This is a genomic window from Amycolatopsis samaneae (assembly GCF_039541975.1).
Lineage (GTDB): Bacteria > Actinomycetota > Actinomycetes > Mycobacteriales > Pseudonocardiaceae > Amycolatopsis > Amycolatopsis samaneae.
The window spans coordinates 300,532-317,618 of record NZ_BAABHG010000006.1 but is presented as its reverse complement, the minus strand read 5'-3'; the positions used below and the strand labels follow the sequence as shown (position 1 = coordinate 317,618).

Annotated in this window: 15 protein-coding genes; 6 read left to right on the top strand and 9 right to left on the bottom strand. The window is 70.5% G+C overall.

Translation table 11 applies throughout. From position 1 onward, the window contains the following. Positions 1 to 320 precede the first annotated feature (320 nt). Genes ABD987_RS18175 through ABD987_RS18165 form a run of 3 tightly spaced genes read right to left on the bottom strand, consistent with a single transcriptional unit; the run spans position 321 to position 3,611 of the window. Positions 321 to 797 (bottom strand): DUF2771 family protein, encoded by a 477-nt coding sequence (locus tag ABD987_RS18175; RefSeq protein ID WP_345394329.1) that lies wholly within the window; start codon positions 795 to 797, stop codon positions 321 to 323. 10 nt (positions 798 to 807) lie between these two features. Further along, positions 808 to 2,787 (bottom strand): MFS transporter, encoded by a 1,980-nt coding sequence (locus tag ABD987_RS18170; protein WP_345394326.1) that lies wholly within the window; start codon positions 2,785 to 2,787, stop codon positions 808 to 810. A gap of 56 nt (positions 2,788 to 2,843) precedes the next feature. Beyond that, the gene (locus ABD987_RS18165) at positions 2,844 to 3,611 is read right to left on the bottom strand and encodes a glutaminyl-peptide cyclotransferase (protein WP_345394323.1); all 768 of its coding nucleotides are present in this window, start codon (positions 3,609 to 3,611) and stop codon (positions 2,844 to 2,846) included. Between the two features lie 51 nt (positions 3,612 to 3,662). On the opposite strand from ABD987_RS18165, the gene ABD987_RS18160 reads away from it, so the two are divergent. From ABD987_RS18160 to ABD987_RS18150, 3 genes are read left to right on the top strand one after another with little or no spacing between them, the layout of a single operon-like run. Continuing rightward, a complete protein-coding gene (locus tag ABD987_RS18160) occupies positions 3,663 to 4,913 on the top strand; it encodes a DUF3027 domain-containing protein (RefSeq protein WP_345394320.1) in 1,251 nt (416 codons plus the stop codon). 7 nt (positions 4,914 to 4,920) lie between these two features. Beyond that, positions 4,921 to 7,755 carry a sacsin N-terminal ATP-binding-like domain-containing protein gene (locus ABD987_RS18155; protein ID WP_345394317.1) on the top strand — a complete coding sequence of 945 codons (2,835 nt, stop codon included), beginning with the start codon at positions 4,921 to 4,923 and terminating at the stop codon, positions 7,753 to 7,755. Positions 7,756 to 7,764: 9 nt separating this feature from the next. Then, complete coding sequence (locus tag ABD987_RS18150) at positions 7,765 to 8,184, top strand: GNAT family N-acetyltransferase (protein WP_345394314.1); 420 nt, start codon at positions 7,765 to 7,767, stop codon at positions 8,182 to 8,184. Here ABD987_RS18150 and ABD987_RS18145 read toward each other — a convergent pair. After that, positions 8,181 to 8,408, bottom strand: coding sequence for a DUF2530 domain-containing protein (locus ABD987_RS18145; RefSeq protein ID WP_345394801.1), 228 nt, complete (start codon positions 8,406 to 8,408; stop codon positions 8,181 to 8,183). The two genes, ABD987_RS18150 and ABD987_RS18145, sit on opposite strands and share 4 nt — an antisense overlap. Positions 8,409 to 8,489: 81 nt before the next feature. On the opposite strand from ABD987_RS18145, the gene ABD987_RS18140 reads away from it, so the two are divergent. The 3 genes from ABD987_RS18140 to ABD987_RS18130 all read left to right on the top strand — a co-directional run bounded on the left by ABD987_RS18140 (position 8,490) and on the right by ABD987_RS18130 (position 11,827). Further along, positions 8,490 to 9,947, top strand: a complete 1,458-nt coding sequence (locus tag ABD987_RS18140; RefSeq protein ID WP_345394798.1) for an NCS2 family permease — start codon at positions 8,490 to 8,492, stop codon at positions 9,945 to 9,947. Between the two features lie 75 nt (positions 9,948 to 10,022). After that, positions 10,023 to 10,463, top strand: coding sequence for a MarR family winged helix-turn-helix transcriptional regulator (locus tag ABD987_RS18135; protein WP_345394311.1), 441 nt, complete (start codon positions 10,023 to 10,025; stop codon positions 10,461 to 10,463). A 116-nt stretch (positions 10,464 to 10,579) separates the two neighbouring features. After that, entirely contained in the window at positions 10,580 to 11,827 is a 1,248-nt protein-coding gene (locus tag ABD987_RS18130; RefSeq protein ID WP_345394795.1) for an MFS transporter, read from the top strand. Here ABD987_RS18130 and ABD987_RS18125 read toward each other — a convergent pair. The 5 genes from ABD987_RS18125 to ABD987_RS18105 all read right to left on the bottom strand — a co-directional run bounded on the left by ABD987_RS18125 (position 11,824) and on the right by ABD987_RS18105 (position 17,070). Then, complete coding sequence (locus tag ABD987_RS18125; RefSeq protein WP_345394308.1) at positions 11,824 to 12,864, bottom strand: hypothetical protein; 1,041 nt, start codon at positions 12,862 to 12,864, stop codon at positions 11,824 to 11,826. The two genes, ABD987_RS18130 and ABD987_RS18125, sit on opposite strands and share 4 nt — an antisense overlap. Positions 12,865 to 13,210: 346 nt before the next feature. Further along, positions 13,211 to 13,834, bottom strand: coding sequence for a superoxide dismutase (locus ABD987_RS18120; protein ID WP_345394305.1), 624 nt, complete (start codon positions 13,832 to 13,834; stop codon positions 13,211 to 13,213). 354 nt (positions 13,835 to 14,188) lie between these two features. Next, positions 14,189 to 14,851: a biliverdin-producing heme oxygenase gene (locus ABD987_RS18115; protein WP_345394302.1), complete on the bottom strand. Its 663-nt coding sequence runs from the start codon at positions 14,849 to 14,851 to the stop codon at positions 14,189 to 14,191. A 69-nt stretch (positions 14,852 to 14,920) separates the two neighbouring features. Next, the gene (locus ABD987_RS18110) at positions 14,921 to 15,544 is read right to left on the bottom strand and encodes a TetR/AcrR family transcriptional regulator (protein WP_345394299.1); all 624 of its coding nucleotides are present in this window, start codon (positions 15,542 to 15,544) and stop codon (positions 14,921 to 14,923) included. A 26-nt stretch (positions 15,545 to 15,570) separates the two neighbouring features. Beyond that, a complete protein-coding gene (locus tag ABD987_RS18105; RefSeq protein ID WP_345394296.1) occupies positions 15,571 to 17,070 on the bottom strand; it encodes a glutamate-cysteine ligase family protein in 1,500 nt (499 codons plus the stop codon). Positions 17,071 to 17,087 lie beyond the last annotated feature (17 nt).

The window sequence follows — 17,087 nt, the reverse complement described above, 5'->3', positions numbered from 1 at the left end:
GGTCGGACGCTGGGATCGCGGACGGCCGGGATGTGCTGAAGGACGCCTTGGGTGCGTTCGCTGCGCTGAAGGCGTCCTTCACTGCGCTCAACGCACTGAAAGCGTCCTTCAGCACCCGGCGCCCCGGAAGTCGGCAGTCGCAGCGTTGAGTGTCTCGAATGGCCCATTCGCGACGTCGGAAAACGCTACTTCGGGCCACTTTTCGCGTCTTTTGCCCACTCTGACCTGCGGAAAGAGAGCAAGGGACCTTTGCTATCGTTCTATGCGCGTGCATGCAACGCTAGTAAAGGTCCCTTGCTCTCGCCGTGGGGCGTGAGCTGTCAGCCGGGCTGGACCTGGAGTGACCACAGGGCCGTGATGATCGGCTCCGCGTCCTCCGGGTTGCCGGTGCGGGTGACCACCGATGCCTGCGCGATCTCGACGACCTGGATCTGGTCGTCCTTCGACGGCGGCGTCACGGTGTAGGCGTAGCGGTCGCGCGAGGTGACGATGTTCTCCATCAGCGGCTGGAGTTCGCCCTTGCTGTTGACGTACTGCGCGGTGACCTTCCACAGCGACTCCGCGATGTCGCCGGGTACCGAGATCTGGACCGGGCGGCCGGGACGGACCTTCAGGCTGCCCGCGGCCTCCGGGTTCGGAGCGCACTGGCCCGCCTTGAGATCGCACTGGGTGATCGGGGCCACCCGGATCGTGTGACCGTCGGCGAAGAAGGTCACCTCGGCCGGGCCGGGGGCCGAACAACCGGCCACCGCGAAACCACCGGCCGCCAGCAGGGCCACCACCCGAGAACGTCGCATGGCTCGAAGACTACGAGCCCGCCTGCCGCCGCGGCCCACCGGGGACCGGCCTGCTGCCGGTCGCCTGCGGGTGCTCCGCGCGGTTGCCGCCGAGGCCGGGCACGAGCGATCCGCCGCGCTGCACCAGGAACGTCTGGACGAGGCCGATCACGAGCAGGATCGACACCACCAGGAAGCCGATCCAGTACGTCGGCGGCAGCAACAGCCCGACCGCGCCGCCGAAGCACCAGGCCAGCTGCAGCACGGTCTCCGAGCGGCCGAACGCCGACGCCCGCGACTCCTCCGGCAGGTCCTCCTGGATCACCGCGTCGAGGCTGATCTTCGCCAGCGCGCTGGCGGTCGCGCCGATGAGGCCGACGATCGCCGCCGTGGCCAGCCCGGAGGCCAGTGTCGCGACGATGGTGGACAGCACACACGCGGCCACGCAGCCGAGCAGCACCTGATCCGGCGAGCCGAAGTGCAGCCGCGAGCCCAGCGCGTTCCCGATGAACCCGCCCGCACCGGCCGCGGCGCCGATGACGCCGAGCAGCAGCAGCTGGGTGAACGGGCTGTTCCCGGTGCCCTCCATCTGCGACTTCACCGCGAACGCCGCGAACATCATCAGGAACCCGGTCAGCACGCGCACGCTGCCGTTGGCCCACAGCGCGACGACGATGTGCCGCCCCATCGGCTGGCGCTTGCGGCGCTCGCGCCTGCGATCCGGCTGCGCGGACAGCGACGCGGGCACCTCACCCTCGGTCACCTCGACCCAGCCGGGGATCCGCATCGACTGCACCGCCGCGCCGACGCAGATGAGCATGGTGAACCACAGCGCGCCCTGCGCGCCCCACAACGCGTTGATCCCGCTCGCCAGCGCGCCGAACGCGCCCGCGGCCACCAGGCCGAACACGGTCAGCCGCGCGTTCGTCTTCGACAGCGTGATCTCCGGCGGCAGCACCCGCGGCGTCACCGCCGCCTTGAGCACGGTGAACGACTTCGACAGCACCATCATCCCGAGCGCGGCCGGGTAGAGCAGCCAGTCGTCGAAGTGCAGCGCCATCACCACGGCCATCAGCGCCTGTCCGACCGACGAGACGCACATCGCCAGCCGCCTGCCCCGCTGGATCCGGTCGAGCGCCGGTCCGATCACCGGCGCGACCAGCGCGAACGGCGCGATCGTGATGAGCAGGTAGAGCGCCACCTTGCCCTTGCTCTCGCCGCTGGTCGCCGCGAAGAACAACGTGTTGGCCAGCGCGATCGCCATCGCCGCGTCGCTGGCGTAGTTGAGCATCACCGCGTAGGTGAGCGACGTCAGCCCGGACTTGTCGGCGCCGTCGGCCTTCGTCGCGCGCTGGAACGCGCCGACCGCCTGACCGGTGAGCTGGCGGCTGCGCAGCGCCGCGACCCGCGTCACGGTGATCTTCTTCGGCATCCGCGGCACGCCGCCCGCCGCCGCGGTCGTCCGCGACGCCGTTTCCTCCTCGGGAACGTCACGGGGAACGTCGCGGGGGATGTCACGCGGCTCGCCGGCGTAGCCGCCGGTGTCGTAGTGCTCGTACTCGTCGCTGCGCGGCCGTTCGGCGTAGAAACCGTTCGGCGGCGTCGGCGGACGCTCCCGGCGGACCGGCTCGGTCCGCCGTTGTGAGGGATCGGGCGGATACGGCCGCGCGCCGCGCGAGGGCGGCGGCTGGTGGTACCCCAGCGGCACCGCGCCGGTCGGCGCGTCGTCGGCGGTCGGTGTCGGCGCTGGTGGCGGCGGCCGGTACGCGGGAGACGGCGGCGGTGGCACGTCGTCGTAGAAGCGGCTGCGCGACTGCTCGGCCGGGACCGGCTGCGCGGGCGGGACCGGATGCTCGACGCGGGTGGGCTGCGGCGCGTCCCGCCACGGGCGCGCCTGGGTGGCGGCGCCGGGCTCCGGCGTCCACTTGCGCTTGCTCTTACGGCCACGACCAGCACCCGACCGGCCGGACGAACCGCCGTCGGGACCCGAACGCGAACCGAAGATACCCACGAGTCAATCCTGCCTTACCGCTGGTCGTTCGCGCCCGCTCAGTCCTGCTTTCCGGATCAGGCCGGGACGAACCTCACCCGGAACATCGAGGGCCAGTACTTCCCGGTGATCAGGAACTCGTCGGTGCCGGGGATGGCCGCGATTCCGTTGAGGACGTCCTCACCAGCGGTTTTGGGCTCATACAGGCCGGTGGCGTCGATCTTCCCGGTGACCCGGCCGCTCGCCGCGTCGACGCGCAGGATGGTGTTCGTCTGCCAGACGTTCGCGTACACCGCGTCACCGACGCACTCCAGCTCGTTGAGCTGGGGCGTCCCGACCTCGACCGAGCCGGTTTCGGCGAACGTGACCGGATCGCGGAAGGTCAGCTTCGACGAGCCGTTGCTCATCACCAGCCGCCCGTCCGTCTGGTGACACAGCCCCCAGCCCTCACCCTCGAACGGGACGCGCCGCAACTCGGCGAACGTCTTGGTGTCCCGCTCGATGGCGAAGCCGTCTCGCCAGGTCAGCTGCCACAACCGCGGCCCGAGCACGGTCACGCCCTCGGCGAACAACGGCGAGGGCAGCGCGACCCGGGTCGTCGGCGGACCGCCGGCGGGACCCGCGGTCAGTGTCGACTTCCCGACGTTCCCCGCGCTCTCGTACAACGTGTCGCCCGCGAACTCGAGCCCTTCGGTGAACGCCGACGTGTCGTGCGGCAGGGTCGCGAGCACCTGCACCCGGAGTCTCTCCTCGGCGGGAGACATGGCGGACGGCGCGGCGGGCGCGGCGGCGCAACCGCCGAGGGCGGCGACGAGGAGCAACGAGACAATGATCGGCTTCCGCACGACACCTAGCCTGACATGGGCGGTCGAGACGCGTGCGGCACAATTGGCACCATGACCCTGCTGTTGACGCTGGACGACGGCTCGATCCACCGCAAGCTGACCGACGCCGTGGACTTCGCGCGCGCGGCACTGCTGGAGGAGGCGCCCGCCGAGCAGGTCGGCGCGCACGTCGGCGTCGACCGCGAGGACGCCGTGTCGGTGAGTCACCTGTTCGAGGCGGCGGTGCCCGGTTACCGGGGCTGGCGCTGGTCGGCGACCATCGCGCTGGCGTCGGTCGACGGTCCGGTCACCCTCAGCGAGATCGCGCTCGTTCCCGGCCCGGAGGCACTGGTCGCCCCGGCGTGGGTGCCGTGGGAGCGCCGGGTCCGCGCCGGTGACCTCGGGGTCGGCGACATCTTCCCGGTGGACAAGGACGACCCGCGGCTCGTGCCCGCCTACGTCCAGTCCGACGATCCGGCGGTCGAGGAGGTCGCGCAGGAAGCCGGTCTCGGCCGGGTCCACGTGCTCTCCCGCTTCGGCCGCGAGGACGCCGCGACGCGCTGGCACACCGGCGAGTTCGGTCCGCGGTCGGACATGGCCCGCAGCGCGCCCGGCTCCTGCGGCACCTGCGGTTTCTTCGTGCCGCTCGCCGGTTCCCTGCGCGGCGCGTTCGGCGCCTGCACCAACGACATCGCCCCGGCGGACGGGCACGTGGTCGACGTCGCCTACGGCTGTGGCGCGCATTCCGAGGTCGAGGTCGAGGTGACCTCGTCGGTCCCGGTCGCGGAACTGGTCTACGACGACTCCCTGCTCGACTTCGCCCCGGCGCCGGACCCCGAGCCCGCCCCGGAGCCGGAGGCCGTTTCGGAGCCCGAGGCCGCCGCCACGGAGACGGAGGTCGCGAGCGAGACTTCCGAGACTTCCGAGGCCGCGCAGGTCGTGCCGGAAGCCTCGGTCGCCGAGGCCGAGGCCATCGCACCTGAGGCTGAGACCGTGGTGCCTGAGGATTCTTCGGTCACCGAGGACGCCGTCGCGGAGCCCGCGGCCGTCGCCGTGGTCGAAGCCGTCGGGACCGAGACCGACGACGTGACGGCCGTGGCCGAGGAGACCGTCGCCGCCGAGCCGTCCCAGGTCGAGCCAGTCGAGGTCGCCCCCGAGGCGAGTGCCGTGCCCGGAACCGTCGTGCCGGTGACGGAGCCGGTCGAGGCCGCCGAAGCCGCGCCCGAGCCGGAAGCCGCGCACGAGGCCGCTGCCGAGGCGGCTCCGGAGACCGAGCCCGCGAAGGAAACCAGCGAAGCAGCCGGTGAGCAGCGCGACGTCTGAGCCGCCCGTGACCGATCCGTTCGGCACCGAGCGGTTGCGCGCCGCGGTGCTGCGGTCCTGGCAGGACTCGCCGACCCGGTTCGTCGAGGACACCAACGCGGAGGGTGATCTCCGCGTCGGCGCCTACCGCGACCGGCTGTTCGTCGAACTCGCCCAGAACGCCGCCGACGCCGCGCAGGCGGCCGGCACGCCCGGCCGCGTTCGAGTGTCCGTTGTGGACGGTGAGCTGCGGTTCGCGAACACCGGGGCGCCGCTGGACGCCCGCGGTGTCGAGTCGCTGGCCTCGCTGCGTGCCTCGGGCAAGGACGCCGGGGAGACCGTCGGCCGGTTCGGCGTCGGGTTCGCGGCCGTGCTGACCGTGTCGAGCGAGCCGCGTGTCGTCTCGCGGACGGGTGGGGTCGCCTTCTCCGCGGAGCGCACCCGCGCGGCCGCCGGACGCGAGGGCGACGTCGCGGTGCTGCGCCTGCCCTGGCCGGTGCCGCCGGAGGAAACGCCGCTGCCCCAAGGATTCGACACCGAGGTCCGGCTGCCGCTCCGGGCGGGGACAGGCGCCGAAGAGCTTCTGCGTGGCCTCGCCGGGGACGTCGGCGACCTGCTGCTCGCCCTGCCGTGGCTGGCCGAGTTCGACGTCGACGGCGAGGTGTGGACGCGGACCGTGGACGGCGCCGTCGTGGTGATCGGCGGACCGCGCGGCGACCGGACGCGCTGGCTGACGCATCGCGGGGCGGCGGTCTGGGCGGTGCCGGTCGGCGAAACCGGCGTGCCGCGGCCGCTCGGCGAGGACGTGCTGCACGCGCCGACCCCCACCGACGACCGGCTTTCGTTGCCGGCACGGCTGATCGCGCCGGTGCCGACCGAACCGTCCCGGCGCCGCGTGCTGCCCGGCGAGGCGCTCACGACGGCACTGGAGACGGCGGCGCGCGAGTACGTCGGCCTGGTTCGCCTGCTGCCGCCCGAACACCGCTTCGCGCTGGTGCCCGCCGCTGGGTTTCCGAAGTCCACTGTGGACGCGACGATTCGTGAGCTCGTCCTCGCGGTGCTCACGGACCAGCCGTGGCTGGCCGGGCAGTCCGGCGGTGAGCTGGCGGGACGGCAAGCCAGGGTGCTCGACGCCGACGTCCCCGGGCTCGCGCCGCTGCTGAAGGACCTGATCCCCGGATTGGTCGCCGACGCGCCGCCGGGCGCCGCCGCGATCCTGAAGCCGGTTTCGGCCGAGCCGTGCACCATCGGCGACGTGCTCGACGCGCTCACCGGTGTCGTGCGGGAACCCCGGTGGTGGCGCGAGCTCTACGCCGCGCTGGCGGTCGCCGTCGACACCCACGTGCTGGCCACGGACGCGCTGGAGGGTCTCCCGGTGCCGCTGTCCGACGGCCGGACCCTGCCGGGGGCCAGGGGCGCGCTGCTCGTCGAGGGCTCGGCCGAACTGCTCGAACTACTGTCCGATGTGGACGTTCCGGGCCTGCGGCTGGTCCATCCCGAGGCCGCGCATCCACTGCTGGAACGCCTGGGCGCCAAGCACGCCGACGCGCGGGAGCTGCTGGAGTCCGATCAGCTCATGGACGCGGTGGAGCGCAGCGTCGAGGACATCCGGTCCGGTTTGGACGGGATGACGCTCGCGGGCGCGGTGCTGCGGCTGGTCGCCGACTGCGGGGACTCCGCGCCCGCGTGGGCGCGGGCACTGGCGCTCCCGGCCGAGGACGGCTGGCGTCGCGCCGACGAACTCGTCCTGCCCGGCTCGCCGCTGCTGGACATCTTCGACGAAGAGGTCTTCGACGCCGATGACGGCGCACTGTCCGTTGTGGACGAGGAATTCGCCGAGGACTGGCCGAAGGAGACCCTGGTCGCCGTCGGGGTGCTCGATTCCTTCGCCGTGGTCGGCGACGCCGATCCGCACGAGCCCGACCACGACCTTCCCGACGAGGAAGAATGGTGGGATTCCCGCTCGCGGCCCCCGGCGACGGTGCTCGCGATCCGGGATCTCGATCTCGTCGCCGACGACGCCTGGCCCGCCGCGCTGCGGCTGCTGGCCGCGCGGCCGGAGACCTGGCGGGCGCTGACCGAGCCGGACGGGCACGCGGGCTGGTGGCTGGCCCGCAACGCGCTGCTGGCAGGCGAACCACCGAACGCCTGGCGGATGCCGGACGCCGTCACGCTGACCGGTCTCTACGACGAGGTCCCCGACCTCGGCCTGAGCCGGGAAGTCCTGCTGGCCGCCGGGGTACGCACCGGACTAGAGCTGTCCTCTGTGGACGAAGTGCGCGAACTGCTCTTCCGGCTCGGCGATCCGGGTCGGCGGATCTCTCCCGGCCTCGCCGCGCGGGCACACGCCGAACTCGTCGAATCCCCGGTGGACGTGCGCGAGGTCGACCCGCCGGAGGGTGTCCGCGGCGCGGACGGCACCGTCGCCGACGCGCCGGACGCGGCCGTGCTGGACGTGCCCTGGTACGCGGCGGTGCTGGCACCGGGCGCGATCGTGGTCGCGCCCGAGACGCCGGAACGGCTCGCCGAGCTCCTGGACCTACCGCTCGCGAGCTCGCTTCCGGCCGAGGTGACCAGCGAGGGCGAGTACGTCCCGTGGGCCGAGCTGCCCGCGCTGCGGCTCGCCGCCGATCAGCTCGGCGAGCGGATCCCGGACGGCGGCGTGATCCTGCACGAGACGCTGACCGTGTCCTGTAAGGACACTGAGCACGACGTTCCGTGGTGGTCCGGCGACCGGCTGCACGCGGCCGACACCTCCGAGGGACTGGCCCGTGCCTTCGCCTGGGCCACCGACCGCTGGGCCGACCGCCACCTGCTCACCGCGCTGCTCGACGATCCCTCCCCGGCGACGCTGCAGAACTGAGGTGACCCCGTGCTCTCGCTGCGTGTGCTCACGGTCGAGGACTGGCAGGCGTGGCGGGAGATGCGGCTGGCGGCGTTGCGGGACGCGCCGGAGGCGTTCGGCGCGGCACTCGCGGACTGGACAGGGCCAGGGGACACGGAACTGCGCTGGCGCCGACGGCTCAGCGGCTCGTTCAACGTGCTGGCCTCGCTCGACGGCGAACCGGCCGGAATGGCGAGCGGTATGCCGAAGGACGATGTCGTCGAGCTGATCTCGATGTGGGTCGCGCCGTTCGCGCGCGGACGCGGGGTCGGCGACGCGCTGGTGGTCGCGGTGGTCGAATGGGCGCGGGAACACGGCGCCGAGCGGGTGACACTGCGGGTGGCACCGGCCAATCGGTACGCCGCGGCGCTCTACCGGCGCCACGGCTTCCGGGTGCGCGGGCGCTAGAGCCGCTGCGCGCTCTTCGAGCCCCGGCGGGCCGCCGCGCGCTGCCAGGCGATGATGGCCAGCCCGATGAACCCGAGCACCACACCCGACAGCGCCGTCTGCACCCAGACACCGCTTGTGGTGAAGAAGAGCACGACCAGCGCGACAGCCCAGAGCGATGTCCCTACGATCACCACGGGCGTCAGGTCGGTCAGCCGCTTGGGCAGCTCGGGCGTGACCCGCAACGAGCTCGTAACGTCCGGAGAATCGATCGGTTCACCCACGTGGGAAGGGTACCCCGCGAGGGCCAGGAGGGTAGGCAGGCGATGGCGCGGCAGCGGACGGCGTCCACTCTGGACCGTTACTTCAAGATCAGCGAGCGCGGTTCCACCGTGTCGCGTGAGCTGCGCGGCGGGCTCGTCACGTTCGTCACGATGGCCTACATCGTCGTGCTCAACCCGCTGATCCTCGGCAGCTTTTCGGCGCAGGACGCCGCCGCGCACAAGGACATCGCGGGCGCCATCCTGCCGGTGCCGCAGGTCGCCGCGGTCACCGCGCTGGTGGCCGGGGTGCTCACCATCCTGATGGGCCTGGTCGCCAACTACCCGTTCGCCATCGCCACCGGGCTCGGCATCAACTCGCTCGTCGCGGTCACCATCGCCCCGCAGATGACCTGGCCGGAGGCGATGGGCCTGGTGGTGATCGAGGGCGTCATCATCGTGGTGCTCGTGCTGACCGGCTTCCGGACCGCGGTGTTCCGCGCGGTGCCCGCCGCGCTGAAGTCGGCGATCGCGGTCGGCATCGGCATGTTCATCTGCCTGATCGGCCTGGTCGACGCCGGATTCGTGCGGCGGATCCCGGACGACGCGCACACCACGGTCCCGGTCGGGCTCGGGATCGGCGGGTCGATCGCGTCCTGGCCGACCGCGGTCTTCGCGGTCGGGCTGCTGGTCACCGGCATCCTGGTCGCGAAGCGGGTCAAGGGCGCGATCCTGATCGGGGTGCTGTCCTCGACCGTGCTGGCGATCGTCGTCGAAGCGATCTTCAAGGCCGGGCCGTCCAAGGGCGTGGACCCGAAGGGCTGGAACCTCGGCTACCCGGCGTTGCCGGACACCGTGGCCGGGCTGCCGAACCTCTCGTTGCTCGGCGACGTCTCGTTCGGCGCGTGGGCGCGGCTGCCGATCATCACCGTGGTGTTGCTGGTGTTCACGCTGGTGCTCGCCGACTTCTTCGACGCGATGGGCACCATGACCGGCCTCGGCAAGGAGGCCGGGCTGCTCACCAAGGACGGCCAGCTGCCCAACGTCGGCAAGGCGCTGTTCGTCGAGGGGCTGGCCGGCGCGGCGGGCGGGTTCGCGTCGTCGAGCTCGAACACGGTGTTCGTCGAATCGGCCTCCGGCATCGCCGAGGGCGCGCGCACCGGCCTCGCCAACGTCGTCACCGGCGTGCTGTTCCTCGGCGCGATGTTCCTGACACCGCTGTACCAGATCGTCCCGGTCGAGGCGGCCGCCCCGGCGCTCGTCGTGGTCGGCGCGATGCTGATGACCCAGGTCAAGGAGATCGACTTCACCGACTTCTCCATCGCGCTGCCCGCGTTCCTGACGATCGTCGTCATGCCGTTCACCTACTCGATCGCCAACGGCATCGGCGCCGGGTTCGTCAGCTACGTGGCCATCCGCGCGGTCACCGGCAAGGCCCGTCAGGTGCATCCGCTCATGTGGGCGATCGCGGTCGCGTTCATCGCGTACTTCGCGGTCGGGCCGATCCAGGCCGCCTTCGCGTAAATCGTTTGCCTGGTCAGGCCCGGTCGTGGTGAGGTTCACCCGTCGGGACGATGTTTCGTAAGGTATGCTAACGATATGTCCGGCGACACGCACGAGCGCTCCCTCGCGAGCCGTCTGCGTCTCGCGGTGGTCCGGCTCAACCGCCGGCTCCGGGCACAGCGCGTCGGGGACGACCTGAGTCTCACCCAGGTCGCCGCGTTGTCCACGCTGCACAAGTGCGGCCCGCTGACCCCCGGTCAGCTCGCTGCGAAGGAAGGCGTCCAGCCGCCCTCGATGACGAGGGTGATCGCCGCGCTCGAAGACCTGGGGTACGTGGAGCGCAGGCCGCACCCGACCGACGGACGGCAGGCCATCGTCGAGCTGTCCGAAAGCGGGCTGACCTACGTGCGCAAGGCGATCTCCGTGCGCGAGGCGTGGCTGGACCGGCAACTGGCCCAACTCGGCGACGAGGAACGCGAAGTGCTTTCCCGCGCCGCCGAGATCATCGACAGGATGGCGGGGAACGAAAAACGGTGACGACAACGGGTAGCGGAACAGACTGCCAGTCCAAGACCTCTGCTACCCGGACAGCGGCTCCACCGTCCCCTTCGCCGGATTCCCCGCCCCGCCGCAAACGCGGTGTCTTCGACTCGCTGCGGGTCCGCAACTACCGGCTGTTCTTCTCCGGCCAGATCATCTCGAACATCGGCACCTGGATGCAGCGCATCGCCCAGGACTGGCTGGTGTTCACGTTGTCGGGCAACAACCCGATCGCGCTCGGCGTCGCGGTGGCGCTGCAGTTCACCCCGACACTGTTCCTCTCGCTGTGGGCGGGGGTGCTGGCCGACCGGGTCGACAAGCGCAAGCTGCTGATGATCATCCAGGGCGCCAGCTGCGTCCAGGCGGTGGTCCTCGGTGTGCTCGACCTGTCCGGTGTCGCCGCGCTTTGGCAGGTCTACATCCTGTGCCTGACGCTGGGCTGTACCTCGGCGCTCGAGGTGCCGACCCGCCAGTCGTTCGTCGCCGAGATGGTCGGCCGCGACCAGGTCACCAACGCCGTCGCGCTGAACTCGACGATCTTCAACATGGCGCGCATCGTCGGCCCGGCGATCGCCGGGTTCGCGATCACCTGGGTCGGGACCGGCTGGCTGTTCATCGCGAACGCGGTGAGCACGGTCGCCGTCATCTCCGGGCTCGCCATGATGGACCCCGGCAAGCTGTTCCGCGGAGCCGCCGTGCCGAGGGCGAAGGGCCAGCTCGCCGAGGGGCTCCGCTACGTCCGGCGCCGGTCCGACCTGGTCACGGTGATGGTGCTGGTGTTCTTCGTGAGCACCTTCGGCATCACGTACTTCTCCTCGCTGCCGATCGTCGCCGCGAACGTGTTCCACACCGGCGCGGACGGCTACGGCCTGCTCTCCACGCTGGTCGCGGTCGGCACGTTCACCGGCGCGATCATGTCCGCGCGGCGCGGTACCAAGGGCAGGCCGCGGGTCCGCGTCATGCTGCTGGCGGCGCTGGCGCTCGGCGTGTTCGAGATGATCACCGCGTTCATGCCGACCTACCTGAGCTTCGGCATCGGTCTCATCCCGCTCGGCTTCGCCACCATGACGTTCCTGAACACGGCGAACTCGCTGGTGCAGACCTCGGTCAGCCCGGAGATGCGCGGCCGGGTCATGGGCCTGTACGTGCTCGTGCTGATCGGCGGCAACCCCGTCGGCGGCCCGATGACCGGCTGGATGGCCGACGCCTTCGGTGGCCGGTCGCCGTTCTACCTCGGCGGGGCGATCTCGGTGCTGGCCGCGGTGGTGTGCGCGATCGTGCTGATCCGGCGCGGTGGGGTGAACCTGCCGGTGCGGCGGCTCGGCACCGGCCTGCGGATCCTGAAGCGCGACCGGGTTTAGCGGCCCAGCAGGGCCGGGAGCACCTTCTCGACCAGCGTGCGCAGCCGGTCGTCGTTCGTCGCGCGGGCGAAGGAGGCGTAGAACCGCACGGCCTGATCGTCGTCGTCGACGAGCTTGACCTGCACGTAGTTCTTGCCGAACTGCGCCGGCCGTCCGGCGATCCGGTCCGGGTATTCGGCCTTGCCGCCGGTGGTCTCGCTGTAGTCGGCACTGGCGTTGAATCCGTCGCCACGGAGCTGGCATTCACCGCGCATCGACGGTTTGGTCTTCTCGACGTCCACACCGAGTTCGTGCGCGAGCTGGGTGCAGAGCTGCCAGGCGACCATCGGGTAGGCGCCGTCCACGATGCCGAAGCGCGGTGTCGGCGGGACCGACCGCGGCGGGATCCCGGTCAAGCTCTCCGTGTCCTCGGGCAGGGAAAGGCCCGGCGCGGTCGTGGCCGCGATGACGCCCTCCGCGATCGCCTTGGCCATTCCGCCGAGGTCGCGTTCTTCGGTGTCCCGGAAGTCCTTCATGAGGTGGACGTACAGCGTCGGGTTGACCCAGGTCCCCGGCCGGTTGCCGGTCAGGGCGAGCATCAGCGTCGCGCCCACGGTGCTGTGTTCCAGGTAGCCGCGTCGCCCGCTGATCGTGATCGGGTCGCTGCGGACCAGGGGCGTGGTGGCCCCGTTCAGGTCGACGGTCACGTCGAGGGTCGTGGTGACCACGTGGCACCGGCCGGTCAGATCGACCTCCGTGCGTACCGGGCCGCCGAGGATCTCCGGCCAGCGCTGGGCGGGCAGCGCCCGGCACAGCACCTGTCCCGCGGTGGCGCGCGGCAGCGCGGCGACCATCTCGCCGGTCGGCATCGGGATCTCTCCGCGCACCGCGACGCCGCCCTGGGTCGGCCAGGGCGCGGGGAAGTCCTTCGGCGGATCGCTCCGGCCGAAGATCGGCCCGAGCGCCAGCCTGGCGATCAGGGCGAGCCCGGCGAACGTCGCCAGCACGCCGATGATGATCGCGATCGCGATCCAGTTTCGCCTACCCACGGTGACCACGAAGCGACGCTAGCCCGCGCGGCTCTCGGCGTCCGGCGAACGGGACATGTCACTCGAACGGGTGAGTTCCGGGTTGGTGGCAAGATCCCCTTGCCTCGCTAGTGAGGTTAGGCTAACCTCATACATGTCCGCTTCGTGGTGGGAGCGGCAGTCAGTTCGGGAACGGACGGAGCCCCGCACCTCGGGAACCCCGGGGGGCGGGGCTCCGTTCATTGATGCGCCCCATGGTCGGGACCGCGGCGGCCGGCGTCAAGGGCCGCTCACGCGCTGGACGTGGCTGCCTGCGCATGGGCGCACGAAAACGGGGCCCTTCCGTGGAAGGGCCCCGCATCGTGGTGGGAGTGGTTCAGCCGAGCAGCAGCCCGTTGCCGCCCGCGACGGCGTTGTCGAACCGCTTGCTGATCTCGGCCCAGTTGAAGACGTTCCACAGCGCCTTGACGTAGTCCGGCTTGACGTTCTTGTAGTCGAGGTAGAACGCGTGCTCCCAGACGTCCACCAGCAGGATCGGGGTGGTCGGCAGGATCAGGTTGTTGTGGTGGTCGCGCAGCTGCTGGGTGATCAGCGTCTTGCCGATCGGGTCCCAGGACAGCGCGCCCCAGCCGTTGCCCTGGATCGTGGTCGACACGGCGGTGAACTGGGCCTTGAACTTGTCGAACGAGCCGAAGGCCTCGTCGATCGCCGCGGCCAGTTCGCCGGTCGGCTTGTCGCCGCCCTCCGGGGAGAGGATCTTCCACCACACCACGTGGTTCGCGTGCCCGGCCAGGTTGAACGCGAGGGTGGTCTCCAGGCCGACGATGTTGCCGAAGTCGTTCGCCTCGCGGGCGGCTTCGAGCTTCTCGAGCGTGTCGTTCGCACCCTTGACGTAGGTCGCGTGGTGCTTGCTGTGGTGCAGCTCGTTGATCTCGCCGGAGATGTGCGGCGCGAGGGCGCCGTAGTCGTAGTCGAGAGCGGGCAGCTCGTAGCGGGCCATTGGCCCTCCTTCTGTCTTCGACGCAAGTTTTCAGTACCCGAACCTAGTAGCACACGCCCGATCTCGGCGACCGGGGGCGGTGCCTCGCCACAGCGTGGGACTACTGGCCGTTCGCGGCTACCCGAGGGTGTGCCGCCTGAAACCCACTCTGCTACCTCGACTTAACTTGAGGTCAACGTGCTGTGATCGTGATCATCGACGAGACGGTCCTTTTCGGCTCTGCGAAGCCAATTGTTCGGCACACCTAAAACAGCGGCGCTGTCCGTCGTCGATACGCGAGCCGATAGCGAAGTCCGTGAATGCCACATTGACGGACTCAGAGTCCCTCAATGTGGCATTCACGGACCGTCGGGCCTAGGCGGCGAGGCGGAGTTCCTCGGCGAGTTCGGTGAACACGGCGATGTTGCACTCGAAGGCGACCAGTGTCTCGTCGACGACGCGGGCGCGTTCGACCTCGCTCCACGGCGCCGAGTCGAGGTTCGCCCGGTAACGGTCGCGGAACCGCGGGGCGCTGCCGATCTCGTCGAAGTGGTAGAACAGCGAACCCTCCTCGGTGACCTCGTACTGCTTCGCCAGCAGCCGCCGGATCGCCTGGCCGCCCGCGATGTCACCGAGGTAGCGCGTGTAGTGGTGGGCCACGTAGCCGCCCGCCCACGCCGACGCCTCCCGGACCCGGCTCGCGTACGCCTCGGTCGCCGGGAGCGGCCGGATCGTCGAGCGCCAGTCCGCGCCGAGCAGATGCGCCAGATCGCGTTCGAGGTTCGGCACCCGGCGCAGCTCGTCGAAGACGAACTCGCGGCCGACCGGGTCACCGGCCATCGCGTCGCTCATCTCCTCGATGGCCTGGTAGATGAAGTAGTACTGCTCGGCCAGCCGGGTGTAACCCGCCAGGGGCAGCTCTCCGCCGAAGAGCGCGTTCATGTAGACGGAGTGGTTCGCCCGGTCGTGGACGGCGAGGGTCGACGCGCGCAGTGTCGCGGAGAACGGGCGGGCTTCGAGGTCCGTGGTGACCGGCATGAGGCGCCTCCTGCTGACGATGATCTGACGCGCTGTCAGAATCAGCGTACGACACCCTGCCGGGTTAGGCTACCCTAAATCGAGAGCCGGATCCGGAAGTTCACGCGCGCCGACCGCGCGGAGCACGAACCGGACGGCGGCCTCGATCGTGCGTTCCAGCTGCTCGGACGGCACCTCGATCACCTGACGGCTGCCCAGTGCCGCGGTGATCATCGGGATCAGCACCCCGGTGTCCTCCGCGGGCCAGCGGCCCGCCGCCGCGCCCTCGGCGAGGATGTCCCGCAGGCACGCGGTGATCGGATCGGCGTGCGCGCTGATCCGGCGGTACGCCGAGGGGGCGAGCGCGGATTCCAGCGCGGTACCCGGTGGCAGGTGGTACTCGGCCAGCACCCGCAGTTGGAGCCGGACGAACGTGGCGAGCTGCCCGGCCGGGTCGTCCTGCGCCGCGATGGCCTCGGTCAGCCTGTCGACATAGCGATTCGCCTCGTCCTCGACGAAGGCGATGAGCAGGCTTTCCTTGTCCGGGAAGTGGTTGTACAGCGCGGTCCGGCCGAGTCCGGCGTCCGCCGCGATCCCGGACAGGGTGATCGCGTCGAAACCGCGTTCGTACAGCTGTGCGCGCAGCACCTCGAAGACACGCGCCCGGACCTCGCGCCGGTGCGCCTCGATCGACCCGCCCAGAATCTTCGGCATAGCGACCGATTATCGTCCCTGTCGCGTCAATCCGTGAGCGACCAGGTGTGTACCGGGCTGCCTTCGGCGGAAAGTTCGAGGTAGCGGCGCAGCATCCGGCCCAGTGCGGCTTCCCGGTCGGCACCGCGCTCCTGTGCGCGCAGGACGTAGTCGCGCTGCCACGACGCGCCGGTCCGCCGCGCGAGGCAGCGGCGCTCGATGACACCGAGATACCGCTCCCGCGCCTCGTCCGACACGCCGGAGCGGCGCAGCCCGTCGTGGGCCAGTGGCAGCAGCACCCGCAGGGCGAGTTCGTCCGGCGGGATCCAGCCGATGCCCGGCCAGTACAGCTGCGCGTCGAAGCCCCGGCGCGCGCCCGCGTACAGGTTCTCCTCGGCGGCCTGGAACGACATCTGGCTCCACACCGGGCGTTCGGCCTCGGCCAGTGACCGCTGCGCGCCGTAGAAGAACGCCGCGTTCGCGACCATGTCCAGCACCGTCGGCCCGGCGGGCAGCACCCGGTTCTCCACCCGCAGGTGCGGCAGGCCGTCGACGACGTCGTACACCGGCCGGTTCCAGCGCCAGATCGTGCCGTTGTGCATCCGCAGTTCGGTGAGTTTCGGAGCCAGTCCGGCGTCGAGTGTTTCGATCGGGTCCTCGATATCGGTTTCCGGAAGCAGGCCGGGGAAGTAGCGGACGTTCTCCTCGAACAAATCGAAGATCGAGGTGACCCAGCGTTCACCGAACCACACTCTCGGCCGAACGCCCTGGTTTTTCAATTCCTCCGGGCGGGTGTCGGTGGCCTGCAGGAACAACGGGATCCGTGTTTCGTACCACAATGCCTTGCCCAGCAGGAACGGTGAATTCGCGCCGAGTGCGATCTGTACGCCGGCCAGGCACTGTGCCGCGTTCCAGTGCGGGGCGAATTCCTCCGGGGCGACCTGCAGATGCAGTTGCACGGACGTGCAGGCCGCTTCCGGCAGAATCGACTCGGCGTGGCTGCGGAGCCGTTCCGGCGATCGGCCGGGCAGCGCGGCGCCTTCCATGCACAGTTCGGTGCGCTCCCCGCGCGCGGCGAGGATCTGGTCGTTCAGCAACGCGTACCGCGCCTTGTTGGTGAGCCACTTCTGATCGAAGTGCTCGTGGCGCAGGGTCGGCAGGATCCCGATCATGGCCAGCGCCGAGCCGGTCTCGGCCGCCTTGTTCTCGGCGGCGGACAGGTACGCGCGGAGGTCGGCTTCCAGTTGCAGCGCGGAATCTCCGGCGAGTAGCCGCGGCGGCACGTTGAGTTCGAGGTTGTGCTGGCCGAGCTCGGCGGTGAACGACGGATCGTCCATCGCCTCCAGCACGGCGGTGTTGGACATCGACGGACGCAGCTCGCTGTCGACGAGATTGAGCTCCACTTCCAGCCCGATGCTCTTGCGGGGGAAGGAAAAACTCCCGTCGGTGAGCATGCGGGCGAGGGTGTCCAGACAGCGTTGGACCTTGCGGCGATACCGTCCGCGGTCGAGCGGGTTGAACGGGTGTGCCGCCAGGTCCATCCCCATGACCATCCCTGTTTTCG

Excerpts from the sequence above, each read along its gene's own strand:
- ABD987_RS18175 (WP_345394329.1), bottom strand. The coding sequence starts at position 797 with ATGCGACGTTCTCGGGTGGTGGCCCTGCTGGCGGCCGGTGGTTTCGCG.
- ABD987_RS18160 (WP_345394320.1), top strand. The coding sequence starts at position 3,663 with ATGACCCTGCTGTTGACGCTGGACGACGGCTCGATCCACCGCAAGCTG.
- ABD987_RS18140 (WP_345394798.1), top strand. The coding sequence starts at position 8,490 with ATGGCGCGGCAGCGGACGGCGTCCACTCTGGACCGTTACTTCAAGATC.
- ABD987_RS18135 (WP_345394311.1), top strand. The coding sequence starts at position 10,023 with ATGTCCGGCGACACGCACGAGCGCTCCCTCGCGAGCCGTCTGCGTCTC.
- ABD987_RS18120 (WP_345394305.1), bottom strand. The coding sequence starts at position 13,834 with ATGGCCCGCTACGAGCTGCCCGCTCTCGACTACGACTACGGCGCCCTC.
- ABD987_RS18115 (WP_345394302.1), bottom strand. The coding sequence starts at position 14,851 with ATGCCGGTCACCACGGACCTCGAAGCCCGCCCGTTCTCCGCGACACTG.
- ABD987_RS18110 (WP_345394299.1), bottom strand. The coding sequence starts at position 15,544 with ATGCCGAAGATTCTGGGCGGGTCGATCGAGGCGCACCGGCGCGAGGTC.
- ABD987_RS18105 (WP_345394296.1), bottom strand. The coding sequence starts at position 17,070 with ATGGGGATGGACCTGGCGGCACACCCGTTCAACCCGCTCGACCGCGGA.